Genomic DNA, 17,106 nt, shown 5'->3' with positions numbered 1-17,106 from the left:
AATAAACAAACCCTTTTTTATTACCTACTTATAATAACAATTTTATAAAAATAAGGTTGTCATCCAAGTCCTCCCAAATCCACTTTAATCCGTGCAATCTACCTTCACTACTCCGAATCAAAGATATTGCATTTGACAGCAGACACCAAAAACGCCCCCAACAGCGTAACATCATCTGAAAATACCTGTTCTATCATGTTTGAATCAAAATATTTATCCGTCACCGCTCGATATTTCTCATACTTCCCTGTGGGATATTTGTCAAAATCAAACATTTTATCCAAATCGTCTATATCATCCATATTGCCAAACTCCACCCATGCAATCATGTCCTGACCCAATGATGTGTCAAAAAACTCATCCATGAGTGGTAGTTCATCTTTGGTCAAGGCGGTATTTACATAGTTTTCCGCCAGACTCTTGGTTTGTGAGGTGACGATATCTATGGCACACGCCTGCTTGGCGGTATCATGTTATTGCAAACTATCCATGATCGAATAAGTTATTATTTTATCAAAAATAGATTTGGTAAAATTGGCAGTCGCCCCAGCATAAGCAGTCGCCTGCATGGATAATGCAAGGCATATGCCCAATAGGTATTTTTTCATGAGATACTCCTAATTTGCAGTTTTACTTCAATCTCAACCCAAAATATGATTAGACTTCTTTCCAAACCCTGATTTTTGTAGATTTTTAAAAACTTCAACCCCAATACTTACAAGGGTTTATTTTTAGTTTGGAAAGAGATTTATTGAGTAATTTTGGATAGTAAGGGAGAATCCATTCACTCTTGATAACTCAATGGCTTATATCAAATTGAGAATGGTATGTTTTGCTATCATAACACAAAACATTGATAAGAAAAATACCCAAACAAAAAGGGCGGAATTATCCACCCTTTTTATCCTTACAAAACTTAGTTAAATTTTAACTTATCAAACGTCAACACCCCATTTTCCACCCCCACCGAAATGGTATCGCCTGCGACAAACTCGCCTGCTAGGAGCTTTTGGGCAAGGGGATTTTCAATCTCTTGAACAATGACACGTTTGAGCGGTCTTGCCCCAAACACAGGGTCATAACCCACCGACACCAGTTCGTTCATCGCTTCGTCTGATAAGACGAGACCAAGCTCACGCTCTTTTAGTCTGGCTCTTAGGCGGTCAAGCTGAATGCTGGCAATGCCCGCCATTTGCGACTGCCCAAGCGGATGAAAGACCACAATCTCATCAATACGGTTGATAAACTCGGGGCGAAAATGAGCGTTTACCGACTCCATGACCGCCGATTTTATCTCTTCGTACTCGTCCCCTGCCATGTCAAAGATTTTATGACTGCCAAGGTTTGAGGTCATGATAATCACGGTGTTTTTAAAGTCCACCACACGCCCCTGAGAGTCGGTCAAACGCCCGTCATCTAAGACTTGTAGTAGGATATTAAAGACATCAGGGTGAGCCTTTTCCACTTCGTCAAACAGCACCACGCTATACGGCTTACGGCGAACCGCTTCGGTCAGCACGCCCCCCTCTTCATAACCGACATAACCGGGGGGAGCTCCCACCAGACGGCTCACGCTGTGCTTTTCCATAAACTCGCTCATGTCAATTCGCACCATGGCGGTCTCGTCATCAAACAAGAAATTGGCAAGCGATTTGGTAAGCTCGGTCTTGCCCACCCCTGTCGGCCCTAAGAATAAGAATGAACCACTTGGGCGGTTGGGGTCGGAGAGTCCTGCACGGCTGCGGCGGACGGCATTGGCAACCGATTTGACCGCTTCGTCTTGACCGACCACACGCTCATGCAAAATCGTCTCCATGCCAAGCATCTTATCACGCTCGCCCTGCATCATCTTGGCGACAGGAATGCCTGTGGCGTGCGACACCACTTCGGCAATCTCGTTGTCCGTTACCTTATTTCTAAGGAGTTTTGGCGTGCCTGTGTCGTCATGCTGTTCATCAGTAAGCTGTTTTTGCAAATTAGGGATAATCTCATATTGCAAACGCCCTGCCTGCTCCCAGTTGCTCTCACGTTGGGCTTTTTCTAGGGCAATGCGTGCCTTGTCAAGCTCAATCTGAGCATGCTTGGTACCCTCTACCAGTGCCTTTTCAGCCCTCCAAATCTCCTCTAAATCATTATATTCTTTTTCCAATTCATCAATTTGAGCTTGCAACTGTTTAACTTGTGCCTGACTGCCTGCATCGTCTTCTTTTTTGACAGTTTCTAACTGCATTTTTAATTGAATGATACGTCTGTCAAGTTTGTCAAGACTTTCAGGCTTGCTGTCAAGCTCCATTTTTATGCGAGAAGCGGCCTCATCAATCAAATCAATCGCCTTATCAGGCAGTTGGCGGTCAGTGATGTAGCGGTGCGACATTTTGGCGGCGGCGATGATGGCACTGTCAAGGATTTTGACCCCATGATGTAGCTCATACCGCTCTTTTAGCCCACGCAAAATGGCAATGGTGTCTTCCACGCTCGGCTCGTCCACCAGCACCTTTTGAAAACGTCGCTCCAAGGCAGGGTCTTTTTCAATGTATTGGCGGTACTCATCAAACGTGGTCGCCCCGACACAGCGTAACTCGCCACGAGCTAGGGCGGGTTTTAGCATATTGCCTGCGTCCATTGCCCCACTGGTCTTGCCTGCCCCAACCATGGTGTGTAGCTCGTCAATAAATAGGATAATATTGCCGTCTTGTTTGGCAAGGTCGTTTAGCACGCCTTTTAGACGCTCTTCAAACTCGCCATGATATTTCGCCCCTGCGATGAGCGAACCCATGTCAAGCGATAAAACTTCTTTGTTTTTTAAACTCTCAGGCACTTCGCCATTGACGATACGCTGGGCAAGCCCTTCGACAATGGCGGTTTTACCCACGCCCGGTTCGCCTATCAAAACAGGATTGTTTTTGGTGCGTCTTGACAAGACTTGCACAGTACGACGAATCTCATCATCTCGCCCAATGACAGGGTCAAGTTTACCCTCTTTTGCTCTGTCGGTCAGATTGACGGTGTATTTTTCTAGGGCATGTCTGGTGTCTTCGGCATTTTGAGTATTCACGGTGTCGCTCCCCCTAAGGTTTTTTATGGTTTGGGTTAAAATGGCGGTCGTAACGCCTGATTTTTCAAGCACTTTTTTGCTGTCGGTTTGCTCGGCTAATGCCAAAAGTAGCCATTCGCTCGCCACAAATTCATCACCTGCTTTTTGGGCATGGCGTTCGGCAAGGTGTAGCACCTGCAAGCCGTCTTGCCCCACATTGACTTGCCCTGTGGGTGTGGCAACCACCGCTTGACGGTCAAGTAAGGCACGGCTTTCAGACTGCAATACCGCCACATTCGCCCCTGCGTTTTGTAGGGTTGCCACGACAGACGGGTCGTTTAGCATGACGGATAACAGATGAGCCGAGCCAATGGCGGTGTTGTCTTTTGACAAGGCAAGCGATTGGGCATCTCGGATAATGGTTTGTAATTTTGCGGTGTATTTGTCAAAGTTCATGGTTTTACCTTTTATCGTTTATTTTTTGCGTTTGGGAAAAGTTTTTCCCGCTTGTCAAATATATGCTTGACAAATACAAAATTTTCAATAACAAAAAATTGGTTAAGCCATAAAATTTTTATAACTCATTGATTTTAAATTAAATTTATAAATTTTTAAAAATCCCTTGTAATTTTTACACCCGTTCCCATATAGGTTTTGTTAATTTTAAATCACCCACTCGGAGAAAAAATCATGACTCGTCTAACTCTACATACCGTTGATACCGCCCCAGAAAAAGCCAAAGAGCGTGTTGAAGCGGTACAAAAAGCCAATGGCTTTATCCCAAATCTCATCGGTGTGCTTGCCAACTCACCACAAGCCCTTGAAATGTATCAAGAGGTAAGTAAAATGAACAGCAAAAACTCTCTGACCGCCGAAGAGGTTGAAGTTGTTCAGATTACCGCCGCTGCACATAACGGCTGTGATTTTTGTGTGGCAGGACACACCAAGGTTGCCGAAGTTCGCCTAAACATGCCCCCTGCCATTGTAGAGGCATTACGTGGCCGCACTAACATTGACCAAAATGCCAAATATCAAGCCTTAGCTCAGTTTACCATGCAACTCATTGACAAGCGTGGTCAGGTCTCTGATGATGAGTTAGCAGCCTTTAAATCAGCAGGTTATAACGACCAAAATGTTTTGGATGTCATCATGGGTGTGGCACTGTCTACTTTATGTAACTACGCCAATACCGTTGCCAAAACAGACATTAACCCAGAGTTGGCAGCTTTTGCTCCAAATCGTTAATGCTTAACCTTTGTGGTTATTTTTAACTCTTGCTAACAAAACACAAAACCCTTATAATAGTAAGGGTCTTGTGTTTTATCATAGGTTGTATTTGCCTTTGGTACGCTTTGGTTTTTATGGACAAACTGTTTAAAATCCGTTTAATTTCACCAAATCCAATTCAATAATAAAGCACAATCAAAAAGCATGATCAACAGCGACCAACAAACGTCTGCTTTTTATATGTATTTATTATTAAAATGCTTGTATTTATCATTAATACTTGTATAATAGCTCCGATTGGCGGTAACAGTTTACCAACATCAATCCAACCATTTAATTTTATCAAAATTTTATCACCCAAAGGAGACACACCATGCGTACCGACATGTTCCAACAAATCCTAGATGACCTAAACAGCTCATCTGCCGACGTTGAGGCCTCTGCTCTTATCTCAACAGACGGCTTGATGATTGCCTCTGCCCTACCCTCTGGTATTGACGAAGATCGTGTGGGTGCCATGAGTGCCGCCCTACTGTCTTTGGGTGACCGTGCAGGCTCTGAACTGGCTCGTGGTAAGATTGACCGTCTGCTCGTACAAGGTGAAAAAGGCTATGTCATCATGACATCAGCAGGTGGTGAGGCGGTACTGACCATTCTTGCCAAACCAAACGCCAAACTGGGTCTGATATTTCTAGACATTAAACGAGCCTCTGAGGCATTGGCAAAACTCATCTAAATCTTTACCCTTTTATTGATAAGCTATAAAGTATTGATAAGTTATTAAGGAGACTTGTTTTGAGCATTCAACTAGATGATATGGCAAAGCCCGCTGGCGATGCTACTGAATATAACCTAACCTTTTTTGATGGCACAACACGCACCGTCTATGATACAGGTGTAGAGCGTCCATACCCTGATGGCAGACTCATCGTCTCTCGCACGGATTTAAATGGCGTATTAACTCATGTCAATGATGCCTTTGTTGAGATTAGCGGCTATACCGAAGATGAACTGATTGGCAAACCCCAGCACATTTTACGCCATCCTGACATGCCAAAAGCAGCGTATGCTGATTTGTGGAAGACCGTCAAAGAGGGCAAAAAATGGCATGGCTACGTCAAAAACCTATGCAAAGATGGCTCACACTACTGGGTATATGCCACTGTCGTGCCAAACGTACGTCGTGGTCAGACTGTGGGTTATACCTCCGTACGCCGTAAGCCCAGCCGTAGCAAGATTGAAGAGACGGCAGCTCAATACCTTACCATGAAAGGAGCAGAATAATGGCTTATAATTTTTTAATTGCCCCTGATTTCTCACCAGAACGTTTTGCAGGTTGGCACATGTTTAATACCTTGCTACAAAAACGTTCAGGTCATGACCTACACCTTGTTACACCCGCCTCGCACGCCGAACAAGAAGACAGTTTGGCAAAAGATGATATCAAAGTCATCTATGCCAACCCTTTTGATGCTGCCAAACTCATCCGTGAAGATGGCTATCGTGCCATCGCTCGCCCCATTGGCAAATCTGATGAAATGACAATCATTTCATCAGCTGGTGGTAATATCAAGTGCCTAGATGACCTAAACGCAGGCACTAAGATTGCCATGGCAGATAACCGTGATGTCAAACTCATCGGTCTGCGTCTACTTGAAGCGGTAGATTTAAGCGAAGATAATGTTGAATTTATCATCACCGAGACTTATCAAGCCGCTGCCAAACAAGTGGTAAAAGGCGAAGCGGATGTGGCGTTTTTTATCGCTGAAATTTATCACTCACTGTCAAAACTCACCAAATCACAACTAAACGTACTCATTGAAAGCAATATCGCCACCATCTCTCATGTCATTTTGGTCAAAGACGGCTTCACCCAAGCAGATGATATCGCCAAAGTCATTTTATCCTTAAAAGATGATGCTGATGGTCAAGCGGTGCTAAGTGAACTTGGCATGACAGACGGTTTTGAACCCATAGATGATGAAGATGCTGAATTCATGATTGACCTAATGGAAACCCTGCTTGACTAAGTAAGAGATAAGTGGGTTTGACACTTGACCCACTTGTTTTTATTCATCATCACAGACCAGTTTATGAACAGAATCCATCACGCTGATGACTACCATCACTTTCGTCATTATTCTCGTGCTGTCCTAAAAAATCCATCGGCAGGACAGTATCACAAAGAGCGAATCAATGTCGCCAAAAAATTAGACGAAAGCGAACCTCTACAAGGGGCATTATCGGATTATTTTTTTGGCTGTTGGTATGATGCACCCATGATGAACCCCGAGTTCATCCAAACCTTTAAACCACGTCTTAACACCCAAGCTTGGCAAATCATCAACGACTGCATAACACGTAAATATTATTTACAAAAAAATAACCTTCTGGCGACACGTTGGAGCGTACTTACCACACCCACACTTGATGTGCCCAGTCATAAACTGCGTGTCAGTAGTGATGATGCCACTTTGCTTGCCCAACGCCTGTTGGAGTCTATTTTGACAGCTCACAAAGCCCAAAATCATGATGAGGTCATGCGTTTAGAAAATGAATTTTTTAACCACTGTTTGGCTTGTCATGACTTAGTGGCGTTCATGAAAGCATGGTTCAAACTTGGCAAACATAATTGGGTATTTGACATGCGATGGGTGGCTTGTCGCACTGAACTTGAAAGGTTGATACATTAGATTTTTCATACATAGATTATTTTAAGATTATTTTTTATACATAGATGATATGGCACATAGACGATATGATAGAGGGTGAACATTCTACTTATTTTTATGCGTCTGCAACCACTAAAATCTGGCTTTTGGAGATACTATGGCATTAAAAATATTATTGGCGGGTTTCTCAGGCCCTAGCGCTGGTGCATTAACCTTGCTATTACAACGTAACTATCCTAATGTGGAGTACTTAGTATTGGAACGCTGTTTTAGTGATGATTTGTGTCTGACCTTACCCACGCTTGGCAGAGATGCTGATGATGCCTTTGCTGCCATTATCAATCTAGATGGTGTGGGTATGTCGCTGTTTAATAACCAACACATCAAAAATTTGGTGGATTTTTTGGATTTTCGTGCATCCTTATTATTGACACGTGGTCATATCAAACAATGGCAAAATGCTGACTTTTTACCCCATGCAACCAACTTCTTTTTGAGCACCCCATATGCCAAACATGACATGGAAGCGGTGCTGTCGCAACTCATTGACGCCGCCACACGCCTACAAAAAAACCCTGCTGATGCTGCCAAAAATCGTGCCTTAATATATAGCAAATCTGTCAATCATCTACACGATAGTACCGATACCAAGCAAACAGAATTGACCAAACACACGTCCAGCGAAAATGGCAAATTCATCCAAAGTGTGATTAATACTTGTTTTAGCGGTGTCTGTCCCAATAATGTCATCTATGAATTGATTCATATTTTTGCCCAAGAACATCCTTTTAAAATCGTCATCGGCAACCAAATGGTCTATGTCTATCCTAAAAAAGCCATCGCCCTGACACAAAACCTTGACCGTCTGCTTGACTATTTTTCCATCGCAGGTAACTGTCAGGTACTAAGAACCAATATTACCAATATCGCCCTAAGCGATGCAGAATTTGATAGAATGCTACACAACATCAAAAATGAAGGTTATCGTCGTTATTCACTCAACAGTTTTTTGTGGCAAATTTATTCAACCATCTTACCTACTCGCATTAATGCCCCCAGAAATACCTTAAAACTAAAAATTCGCTACATGCCCAACTTTTCAGGCATGAAAGACATCCCCGAATACGTCCATGCAATCGTATCATCATGCCTAATCGTCCCTAAAAACCTTGACCAACTTGACATGGTATTTGGTGAGTTGACCCAAAAAAACCCATCCATCCTGCACCGCATATTTTTGCTATCCATCCTGTCTGGGTCGGCAGATATTGAAGTGCTAAAAAACTCTTTTTATCTACAAACCCCCCTAGATAAACTGCTACATGAAAAGAATAAATACGACAAAGAATCCAAACCCAAGACAACTACCAATAAAGGCGTAACCCAAGCTGTCAAAACAGGATTTTTTAGACGCCTGCTTAACAAATTATCATTTTAACACCAAACACAAAACGGAGAGTGCAATGAGTGCCATCAATGAAGTCCGTGAACAAACCTATAAACTCATCATCGCAGGCCCTGTGGGGGCAGGTAAAACAGCTGCCATTCAAGTGTTGTCTGACAAAGGTGTGGTAACGACCGATGAAGTTGCCTCCGATGACACCAAACTCATCAAAAAGACAACCACGGTTGCCATGGACTATGGGGTTATGATACTAGACAGCGGTGAACAGGTGCGACTCTATGGCACCCCAGGGCAAAGACGTTTTGACTTTATGTGGGAGATTTTAAGTGAGAATGCCTTGGGTCTTATCCTACTGCTAAACGCCGAGGAAAAAGACCCTGTGAATGACTTGGATTATTATCTTGATGCTTTCTCACCACTCATCAAAAGCAGTGCCTTAGTGGTCGGTGTTACCCATGCTGAAAATATGCCTTGGGATTTACATGAGACACTCTCAAAACGATTGATGGAACGTGGTGTTGGTGCTAACGTCATGATTGTTGATGCCCGTGACCGTGAACAAATGCGTCGTATGGTGCGTTCACTCATCTACATGATCGCCTCTTAGTTTTTATTTTCGGTAATCAATCATGCCAAATGACCACCAAAATCCCTATCTTATGCTAACACCATCTGGTGTCATGCATGCTTTTGCTTATGCCATACCCAATGACAAGCACAAAGCTCTACAAACGCTCGTCTCGCAGACTCATGTCATGTCTACCAAAGAGTGGTTACATAAGTATTCACATGAATGGCTAGATGAGTTTGATGAAAAAGGTTGGATACAACACCTATCACAGAACTTACCTGCTCCTAATATGCCATTGGATAAATTCTTACCTTATGTCGTGGCAAGTCTGTCAGGTACTCGCAAAGCTGTCATTGGCTCTAATGAAGGTTTTTGTTTGGCTCGCATTGGTTACACAACCGATGAAGCGGATAGGCTGGCGGTGGCAGGGGCGGACTTTTTTGACTTTTTTGTACGTCAGCATGAACGTGGACTTGCCATCGCTGGACAAGCTGTTTCACTCTTTGGTGATGTTGAACTGCTCATGCCAACCACAAGTTTTATGTTTTTGTGGATTGATAATACAGGCTATGTACTCATATTAGACGGTGAACCTTTAACCAACAATCGTGCCTTGGTAGAGCTTGTTTGGGCAATTAAGACATCGGGATTACGGTTTAATAAAAGCGATGATGATTTGACATAAACCAAGTAAAATATAAACCGCCAACCCATTTTAACCCCACCCAAGCACCACCCTTTTATCATGAAACGCCAAAAGCGTACTTCTATGCCCCACACTCACGATAATCGCTTGGGGTAGCTCGTCCCTTAGCGTGGTATAAAGGGCGGTCTCGGTCGGCTCATCTAGGGCGGACGTGGTTTCATCAAGAAATACCACAGACGGCCTAACGAGCAACGCACGCAAAAACGCCACTCGTTGTAACTCCCCTGGGGATAGATTAACCTGCCAATCGCTGTCCACATCTAGAGCGTGAATGTGCTTGCCCAGATGACAACGTGCCATGACCACCTTTATCTTGTCATCGTTTGCCTGTATGTCAGGATAGCAAATGGCATCTCGTAACGTGCCTTGGGGCATATAGGGGCGTTGGGGCAAAAACAGCGTTTTGGCGGTAGGCATGACCGCTTGCCCTGTCGTACCAAAAGGATAAATCCCTGCCATCGCCTTTAACAGCGTGGTTTTGCCTGTGCCTGACGTGCCTTGTATCAGTAGAGCTTGCCCTGCGTGTAGCGTGATATTTATGCCATCAATCAACACCTTATCATCAAATGTTTTTATGCCAAAGTCTTTTAATATCAATACGTTATCATCATGTTTTACCGTTGATTTGTCAAGTGGCGTATTATCCAGCACATCAAGGCGAGTCAAAAAGCCATACAGACGGTTCAGCCGTGCTTGATACAACGTAAAGCTCTCATAAAACAGCCGAAAAAACGACAACGCTCGCATGAGACGGTTAAACGACTGCACCGTTTGGTGCATATCGCCCAATTTTATCTCGCCTGCAAAAAAACGTGGGGCTTGGAGCATGAGTGGCAATAGCTGAGCCACTTGGGTTACGCCTGTATTAAAGCCGTCCAATCCCAAAAGCCTACGAATTATCGCCCATCGGTTGTCAATAATCGCCCCAAATCGCCCTGCCAAATGGCGTTTTTCTTGGTGTTCGCCATCATAAAAGGCAATGCTCTCGGCATTGTCCGCCACTCGTATCAGCGAATAACGATAATCGCCATGCAAACGTTCTTTATCAAAATTAAGCCTGATGAGCGGTCGCCCAATCCACACCGACAAGGCAGTCGCCACGATGATAAAACCATAAATAAAAAATACCACACCCTTTGGCACACTCACGCCAAACACGCTCAAAATCCCCGACAGCCCCCACAATATAATCGTAAACTCAATGATAGACATCACCGCATTGATAACCCCACGCACCATCTCCACCGTGATTGTGATAAACTCCTTAGCGTCCTGCTCGATACGCTGGTCGATGTTATCAGGGGTACGCAGGTCGTGGGTGTGTTTTAGGCGGTAGTAGTTTTTGTGCGACAAATAGCGGTCAAGTAGTACGGCATTAAACCGCTCCCACCATTTAATCTCAAAGGCTTCGCCCACAAACCTATCCACCACGTCTTGTGCCACTTTAAACATCATCAAACTGGCATTTAGCAGAGCAAAAAACCAAAACGCCTGTGCGTCCATGTCTTGTAATGAGCTGTACAATTTATTATAAAACTGCGTATTTAGCACGCTGATTTTAACTTCCAAAAGCACAAAGAAAATCAAAAGCCCAATCATCACAAGGGCTTTTGCGGTGTTGGCACGGCTTAGGCAAGGCTTGGCAATGTGCCAAAATTTTTTGCCAAAGGGGGTAAATTTTAACGCCCACACCGCCACCGACAGCACCACCGCCACCCAAAAAAATGCCTTAAATAACCAAAATACCGCCGTGATAAGCTCGTATTGCCAATCCATAACTTGCCTTATTTTTAAAAATAAAAACCCTTTTTCAAAGCGAAAAAGGGCAAAGGGTGCGTGTTATCAATATTTAAAAGTCAAAGTCGCACGAATGTTGCGTGGCTCGCCATAAGAGACAAGCTGGGAGTTGGGCGTTGTGCCGATAAGATAGTCTTTGTCCGTCAAGTTTTTGACCGCCAAACCCACACCCCAATTTTTGGCTTCATAGCCTGCCTTAGCGTCAAGCACGGTATAGGCTGGCAAATCAATAAAATGCGTGGTTTCTACCCCACGGTTATTGACCGCTGTCCGCCACGCTCGTCTGTCGCCTTGATAACGCAAGCCACCACCGACATACCAGCCCAAACGGTCAGGGCTAAAATGATATTGCGTGGACACGGACGCAGAGTGTTCTGGGATTTGGCTGATACGCTGACCGACATTGGACGCACGGCTGTTTTCCACGATTTTGGCGGTTGGGATATAGCTGTACGAACCCGAGATATTCCATTGGTTATTCATCACAAACGCACTTTCAAACTCAAAACCTTTGGTGCGTTGCTTACCCACAAGCTCGCTATATCCTGTGCCAACCCCACTATCGTCATAAATCGTTTCGGCAACATTTTTGCGAGTGATGTCATAGGCGGACACATAGCCTTGCAAGCGTTTGTCAAAGCCTTGAAATTTTACGCCAATTTCGGCATTTTGACCTTTTTCGGGGTCTAGCACTTCGCCATTTTGTCCTGTGCTGGTGTTTTGTTGAAAGGACGTACCAAAGCTGACATAAGGGGCGAATTTGCCTTGATAATCATACATGGCGGACACACTGCCTGTAAATTCGCCGTCTGTGCGTTTGGCATTGGCTCCTGTCAGCACGTTATCCACGTCCGTTTTTGCCCAGTCGTGGCGGACGCTCGCCCCAAAAATCCAGTCATCATAACGCATACTGTCCTTGGCGTACAGCCCTGCGTATTGAGTAGTGGTAATATTTTGGCTAGGCGTACCTTCTGTAATGCTTGATACGTCATAGCTTGGATTGTTGATGTCAAAATTGGGATAAGCTCGGTCATTACGGCGATAATAGTCGCTTTTTTCACGCAATAGGTCAAGCCCTACTGTTACATCATGCTCAACGTTACCTGTATTAAAATAAGTCTCAAAGCGGTTGTCGCTGGTGAGCATGGTGTCTTTTTTGATTTGATTGTTAATTTGGCGACCGATATTGCCCGTGCTATAAAAATTGTTATGAGCGGTTGAAAGTACAGGCTTGCCGTCTGTGTCGGTTTTGTTAATGGCAAAAATGGACTTAAAGGTGAGCTTGTCATTGATATGATGAGCCAAATCATAGCCCAAACGCAAGGTTTTTTGTTCATAACCATAATCAGGCAAGCCAAAAAACGTACTGGACGAATACTGCTCGTGGGCATTGCGTACGGTTTGCTCGCCTGTGGCAAGGTCTATGGTGTTGTTGTGTGGCAAGCCCTGCTGACGGAGATATTCACGCCATTGATAACTGCCCAAAAGGGTCAAATCGGTGTCATCGCCTAAATCAAAAGTATAGCTTGGGGCAATGTAGTTGTCTTTAAAATAGACATAATCCGTTGCGTCATCATGGTCAGAAAAACGCCCATTTAGGCGAAACGCTCCTTTTTTGTTGTCGTTTGGGGCATAGTTTAGGTCATAGGCAAGCTCTTTGTTATTAAAACTGCCAACCGTGATTTTGCCTTTGGCAAAGGTCTCGCTGTCAGGGCGTTTTGAGGTGATATTGACAATCCCGCTTGGCAATGCCATGCCGTAGCCTGTAGTGGTCGTGCCTTTGACTACTTCAATGCTGTCCGCTCCTGCCACGTCCCACGCTCGCAGGTTATTGGACGACATCTGTACACGCATACCGTCCACATACATCTGATTGGATGATACTTGCCCACGAATGATAAAGTCATCCCACCCGCGCCGACCCTGCACGCCTGATGACACGCCTGCCACATTTTCCAAAAGCTCGGCAACGGTGCTGGCTTGTTTTTGCTCTACCTGCTGTGGGGTTAGCACGCTCACTGATTGGGCGGTCTCATACAGGGGACTGTCGTCTTTTAGGGAATTGGGCGTGATGGCGACATATTTGCCAGCGTCTTTGGAGATGGTGATGGTCTCATGTCCTAGCATGACGGTCGGCTCGCCATCATTTGCCTGAGCATTGGTCGCAACAAGTATGGCAACACTTAATAAAGACAAGGGAAATTTACGCATGATACAAAGTACCTAATAAAAATGATAATGAGTTGTATTATGTATTATATTTGTAAATGGGTGCGTAATACTATTGCAAATATGATTTATTTTTTAAATTTATTAATTTTGTTTTTTAAATAAAATTATCTTAGGGCGTACCTACCTTTGGTATCTGCAATGAAAAATGCCTGTTTAAAAAAGCAGCGGAATCACACGTTTTTCAAGGAAAAGTCCGCAGTTGATATTGAAATATCAACAAAGATTTTGACTTAGAGCCATAATCCGACCACTTAATTTTAAAAATCAAGTTAAAATCTTAAAAATTCACACGATTAAGTGGTCGGATAGCCATTTTTCATGCAAAAATAGATTTAGAATGTTAAGTTTTTAGCTTATTTTTATAAAAATGTTATCAAGGGTAGGCACACCCTAACACCAAAGTGGTCTTATGATGACAAGCCCACTTTTATTTTGCCAACCATTTTTTAAAAATTTTTATATTTTCATTCCAAAAACTATTGTCATTACTCTGTAACTACTCTATAATAAAAGTCATCATATTGTTACACAAGGAGTTCGTCATGACGACCATCAGTGCCAAATTTCCCAAACTCATCGGCATGAGTATGCTTTGCTCGCTACTGTTTGCCTGCGGCGGTGACAAACCTACCAGCCAAAACGAGACCACCCAAACTCCCACGACTGCCGAGAGCAAATCGATTGCCATTACTGCCATCGTCGAACACCCTGCACTGGACGCCGTTCGTCAAGGCACACTTGAAGCCTTAGCCAGCGAAGGCTTTAAAGAAGGCGAGAACCTAACGGTCAATTTCCAATCCGCCCAAGGCAACCCTGCCACCGCAGGACAAATCGCCAAACAGTTCGTGGCGGACAACCCTGACGCCATCGTCGCCATCGCCACCCCATCTGCCCAAGCGGTTGTCAGTGCCACTACCACCATTCCCGTGGTATTCTCTGCCGTGACCGAACCTGTGGAAGCCAAACTGGTGCCCAAACTAGATGGCTCTGGCACGAACGTAACAGGGGCATCGGACGTGCTACCACTTGAACCGCAGATTGACCTTATCAAAGAGCTAATTCCTAGCGTCAAAAACATCGGGTTCGTGTACAGCCCAGGGGAAGTGAACTCCACCGTGACTTTGCGTAACCTAAAAGCCATCGCCGAACCCCAAGGGCTCACCATCGTTGAAGCCCCTGCCCAAAAATCATCAGACATCGCCATGAGTGCCCAAAGTCTGGTTGGCAAGGTGGACGTGATTTATACATCAACCGACAATAACGTCATCAACGCTTATGAAGCCCTTGCCAAAGTCGCCAAAGAAGGTAAAATCCCCCTTGTCTCATCTGACCCTAGCGTGGTCGAGCGTGGGGCGAGTGTTGCTCTTGGCGTAAACTATCATGGTCTGGGACTAGAAACAGGCAAAATCACCGCCCGCATCCTAAAAGGCGAAAAAGCAGGCGACATCGCCGTGTACAGTGCCAGCGAGCTTGACTTGATGGTCAGCAAGAAAAATGCCAGCGAGCAGGGTTTGAGCGTACCACAATCCATTTTGGATAAAGCCAAAACAGTGGTAGAATAATGCCTTTTAGATAATTATTTTATAAATACAAAATGCACGCCAAATCGTGGGCGTGTGTTTTGTTTTGATTGGAGCAGATATGTCATTGATTGCCTTTTTAGGGGCGTTAGAGAGCGGACTGATATATGCCATCATGGCACTTGGGGTGCTCATATCGTTTCGCATTTTGGACTTTCCTGATTTGACCGCCGATGGTAGTTTTCCCTTGGGCGGTGCGGTGGCGGCAGTATCCATCATCGCAGGCTTTAACCCTTGGGTGGCTTGTCTTTTTGGCATGATGGCAGGCATGATGGCAGGGGTTGTGACCGCATGGCTGAATGTCAAGATTGGCATATTACACCTACTGGCAGGTATTTTGGTCATGACCGCTCTGTATTCGGTGAACCTACGTATCATGAATGCCCCTAACCTATCACTACTTGGTGAGCCAAGTGTTTTTACCCCCTTTATCAGTGGCGATAATGGCATGTGGGTGCGTGTATTGGTCGCAGGGGCAGTTGTGGTTGTGGTCAAACTCCTGCTTGACTGGTTTTTTAATACCGAGACAGGGCTTGCCATGCGTGCCACAGGCTCCAACCTAAAAATGGCACAAGCCCAAGGCATTAACACTTCCTTTACCATCATGCTCGGCATGGCGATTAGTAACGGCTTGATTGCTCTATCAGGGGCGTTATTCGTGCAGACCCAAGGCGGAGCGGACATCTCAGTGGGTATCGGCACCATCGTGGTCGGTCTGGCGGCGGTCATCATCGGTGAGACCGTGCTAAGTGCCAAAAAAATCTTTCTTATCACGCTCTCGGTGGTCATCGGTGCGGTGCTGTATAAACTCTTTATCCAAATCGCCCTATCTAGCCAAACCTTACGCAGTATCGGTTTTGGACCGCAGGACTTGAACCTAGTGACCGCCCTACTGGTAGCGATTGCTCTGATTTTACCCAAATTTCGCTCAAAAGCCCTAAGTGCATTTGGCATGGGCAAAAAATCTGCCAAAACAGGGGGTGCCTCATGATGACCGCAACCGATTTGCGTCTGACCTTTAACGCTGGCACACCCATCGAAAACCCTGCCTTGCGTGGGCTGTCTTTGCACATCAACGATGGCGAATTTGTGACCGTCATCGGTACTAACGGGGCAGGCAAATCCACTTTCCTAAACACGGTAAGCGGTGCCTTACGCCCCGATACTGGCTCGATTGTGATAAATGGCATGGACGTTACCAAAAAGCCCACGCACAAACGCAGTCACTGGGTCGCCCGTGTATTCCAAGACCCGATGGCAGGCACTTGTGAAGCCCTAACCATCGAAGAGAACATGGCTCTCGCCTTTAAACGTGGGGGCGTGCGTGGCTTACTTCCTGCCCTAAATAGCAAAAATCGTGAGCTGTTTCGTGACAAACTTGCCATCTTAAATCTAGGGTTAGAAAACCGCCTAACCGACCGCATGGGACTGCTCTCAGGCGGACAACGCCAAGCGGTCAGCCTACTCATGGCAAGCCTACAACCATCCAAAATCCTACTGCTGGACGAACACACCGCCGCCCTTGACCCCAAAACCGCCAGTTTTGTCCTAGAACTCACCGACAAAATCGTGAATGAAGGTCGGCTAACCACACTCATGGTCACGCACTCGATGGCTCAGGCATTGGCTCACGGCACACGCACCGTCATGCTCCATCAAGGGCAGGTAGTTCTTGATGTCTCGGGCGATGAACGCCGTGGTATGGACGTCCAAGACCTACTAGACATGTTTGAAAAAACCCGTGGCGAGAAAGTGGCGGATGACAGTTTGATATTGGGCTAGGGGTTTTGGTTACACCAAGGATTTAAAGGTTAAACGACTTTTAAATCCTTTTTTATTTTAGACTTCCTGCAAAACCCCAAATTAAAGAAAACTGCTCAAA

The 17,106-nt window shown here is 45.1% G+C and carries 16 protein-coding genes; 11 read left to right on the top strand and 5 right to left on the bottom strand.

Annotated elements, in window-relative coordinates; all coding sequences use genetic code 11:
• Positions 1-107: 107 nt before the first annotated feature.
• The 3 genes from IM753_RS11325 to clpB all read right to left on the bottom strand — a co-directional run bounded on the left by IM753_RS11325 (position 108) and on the right by clpB (position 3,490).
• The gene (locus tag IM753_RS11325) at positions 108-389 is read right to left on the bottom strand and encodes a hypothetical protein (RefSeq protein WP_194109312.1); all 282 of its coding nucleotides are present in this window, start codon (positions 387-389) and stop codon (positions 108-110) included.
• An 84-nt stretch (positions 390-473) separates the two neighbouring features.
• Complete coding sequence (locus IM753_RS13375; protein WP_255518672.1) at positions 474-608, bottom strand: hypothetical protein; 135 nt, start codon at positions 606-608, stop codon at positions 474-476.
• Positions 609-916: 308 nt separating this feature from the next.
• Complete coding sequence (clpB, locus tag IM753_RS11320) at positions 917-3,490, bottom strand: ATP-dependent chaperone ClpB (protein ID WP_194109311.1); 2,574 nt, start codon at positions 3,488-3,490, stop codon at positions 917-919.
• 234 nt (positions 3,491-3,724) lie between these two features.
• Between clpB and IM753_RS11315 the strand changes: the two genes are divergently transcribed.
• The 8 genes from IM753_RS11315 to IM753_RS11280 all read left to right on the top strand — a co-directional run bounded on the left by IM753_RS11315 (position 3,725) and on the right by IM753_RS11280 (position 9,594).
• Positions 3,725-4,279, top strand: coding sequence for a carboxymuconolactone decarboxylase family protein (locus IM753_RS11315; RefSeq protein WP_066890510.1), 555 nt, complete (start codon positions 3,725-3,727; stop codon positions 4,277-4,279).
• 355 nt (positions 4,280-4,634) lie between these two features.
• Entirely contained in the window at positions 4,635-4,997 is a 363-nt protein-coding gene (locus IM753_RS11310; RefSeq protein ID WP_062499263.1) for a roadblock/LC7 domain-containing protein, read from the top strand.
• Positions 4,998-5,056: 59 nt separating this feature from the next.
• A complete protein-coding gene (locus IM753_RS11305) occupies positions 5,057-5,545 on the top strand; it encodes a PAS domain-containing protein (RefSeq protein ID WP_228141033.1) in 489 nt (162 codons plus the stop codon).
• Positions 5,545-6,291 (top strand): phosphate/phosphite/phosphonate ABC transporter substrate-binding protein, encoded by a 747-nt coding sequence (locus IM753_RS11300; protein WP_194109310.1) that lies wholly within the window; start codon positions 5,545-5,547, stop codon positions 6,289-6,291. Before IM753_RS11305 ends, IM753_RS11300 begins: the two co-directional genes overlap by 1 nt.
• Before the next feature lie 63 nt (positions 6,292-6,354).
• Positions 6,355-6,954 carry a hypothetical protein gene (locus tag IM753_RS11295; protein WP_062499261.1) on the top strand — a complete coding sequence of 200 codons (600 nt, stop codon included), beginning with the start codon at positions 6,355-6,357 and terminating at the stop codon, positions 6,952-6,954.
• Between the two features lie 136 nt (positions 6,955-7,090).
• On the top strand, positions 7,091-8,371 hold the full coding sequence (locus tag IM753_RS11290) for a hypothetical protein (protein WP_194109309.1): 1,281 nt from the start codon (positions 7,091-7,093) through the stop codon (positions 8,369-8,371).
• Between the two features lie 25 nt (positions 8,372-8,396).
• Positions 8,397-8,945 (top strand): ATP/GTP-binding protein, encoded by a 549-nt coding sequence (locus IM753_RS11285; RefSeq protein WP_062499259.1) that lies wholly within the window; start codon positions 8,397-8,399, stop codon positions 8,943-8,945.
• Positions 8,946-8,967: 22 nt separating this feature from the next.
• Positions 8,968-9,594: a hypothetical protein gene (locus IM753_RS11280; protein WP_194109308.1), complete on the top strand. Its 627-nt coding sequence runs from the start codon at positions 8,968-8,970 to the stop codon at positions 9,592-9,594.
• 30 nt (positions 9,595-9,624) lie between these two features.
• Here the strand turns inward: IM753_RS11280 and IM753_RS11275 are convergent, their stop codons facing one another.
• Positions 9,625-11,391, bottom strand: a complete 1,767-nt coding sequence (locus IM753_RS11275) for an ABC transporter ATP-binding protein/permease (protein WP_194109307.1) — start codon at positions 11,389-11,391, stop codon at positions 9,625-9,627.
• A 66-nt stretch (positions 11,392-11,457) separates the two neighbouring features.
• On the bottom strand, positions 11,458-13,623 hold the full coding sequence (locus tag IM753_RS11270; RefSeq protein ID WP_065255519.1) for a TonB-dependent siderophore receptor: 2,166 nt from the start codon (positions 13,621-13,623) through the stop codon (positions 11,458-11,460).
• A gap of 563 nt (positions 13,624-14,186) precedes the next feature.
• Here IM753_RS11270 and IM753_RS11265 point away from each other — a divergent pair.
• The 3 genes from IM753_RS11265 to IM753_RS11255 all read left to right on the top strand — a co-directional run bounded on the left by IM753_RS11265 (position 14,187) and on the right by IM753_RS11255 (position 17,006).
• Positions 14,187-15,206, top strand: coding sequence for an ABC transporter substrate-binding protein (locus tag IM753_RS11265; RefSeq protein WP_194092580.1), 1,020 nt, complete (start codon positions 14,187-14,189; stop codon positions 15,204-15,206).
• Between the two features lie 79 nt (positions 15,207-15,285).
• Entirely contained in the window at positions 15,286-16,215 is a 930-nt protein-coding gene (locus IM753_RS11260) for an ABC transporter permease (RefSeq protein WP_065255521.1), read from the top strand.
• A complete protein-coding gene (locus tag IM753_RS11255; RefSeq protein ID WP_194109306.1) occupies positions 16,212-17,006 on the top strand; it encodes an ABC transporter ATP-binding protein in 795 nt (264 codons plus the stop codon). Before IM753_RS11260 ends, IM753_RS11255 begins: the two co-directional genes overlap by 4 nt.
• Positions 17,007-17,106 lie beyond the last annotated feature (100 nt).

The sequence above is a fragment of the Moraxella sp. K127 genome (assembly GCF_015223095.1).
Taxonomy (GTDB): domain Bacteria; phylum Pseudomonadota; class Gammaproteobacteria; order Pseudomonadales; family Moraxellaceae; genus Moraxella.
This window is presented reverse-complemented; position numbering and strand designations above follow the sequence as displayed.

What these genes read in the sequence shown, in the direction of transcription:
- IM753_RS11280 (WP_194109308.1), top strand. Translation starts at nt 8,968, where the DNA reads ATGCCAAATGACCACCAAAATCCCTATCTTATGCTAACACCATCTGGT.
- IM753_RS11310 (WP_062499263.1), top strand. Translation starts at nt 4,635, where the DNA reads ATGCGTACCGACATGTTCCAACAAATCCTAGATGACCTAAACAGCTCA.
- IM753_RS11290 (WP_194109309.1), top strand. Translation starts at nt 7,091, where the DNA reads ATGGCATTAAAAATATTATTGGCGGGTTTCTCAGGCCCTAGCGCTGGT.
- IM753_RS11270 (WP_065255519.1), bottom strand. Translation starts at nt 13,623, where the DNA reads ATGCGTAAATTTCCCTTGTCTTTATTAAGTGTTGCCATACTTGTTGCG.
- clpB (WP_194109311.1), bottom strand. Translation starts at nt 3,490, where the DNA reads ATGAACTTTGACAAATACACCGCAAAATTACAAACCATTATCCGAGAT.
- IM753_RS11265 (WP_194092580.1), top strand. Translation starts at nt 14,187, where the DNA reads ATGACGACCATCAGTGCCAAATTTCCCAAACTCATCGGCATGAGTATG.
- IM753_RS11285 (WP_062499259.1), top strand. Translation starts at nt 8,397, where the DNA reads ATGAGTGCCATCAATGAAGTCCGTGAACAAACCTATAAACTCATCATC.
- IM753_RS11295 (WP_062499261.1), top strand. Translation starts at nt 6,355, where the DNA reads ATGAACAGAATCCATCACGCTGATGACTACCATCACTTTCGTCATTAT.
- IM753_RS11260 (WP_065255521.1), top strand. Translation starts at nt 15,286, where the DNA reads ATGTCATTGATTGCCTTTTTAGGGGCGTTAGAGAGCGGACTGATATAT.
- IM753_RS13375 (WP_255518672.1), bottom strand. Translation starts at nt 608, where the DNA reads ATGAAAAAATACCTATTGGGCATATGCCTTGCATTATCCATGCAGGCG.
- IM753_RS11275 (WP_194109307.1), bottom strand. Translation starts at nt 11,391, where the DNA reads ATGGATTGGCAATACGAGCTTATCACGGCGGTATTTTGGTTATTTAAG.
- IM753_RS11300 (WP_194109310.1), top strand. Translation starts at nt 5,545, where the DNA reads ATGGCTTATAATTTTTTAATTGCCCCTGATTTCTCACCAGAACGTTTT.
- IM753_RS11315 (WP_066890510.1), top strand. Translation starts at nt 3,725, where the DNA reads ATGACTCGTCTAACTCTACATACCGTTGATACCGCCCCAGAAAAAGCC.
- IM753_RS11255 (WP_194109306.1), top strand. Translation starts at nt 16,212, where the DNA reads ATGATGACCGCAACCGATTTGCGTCTGACCTTTAACGCTGGCACACCC.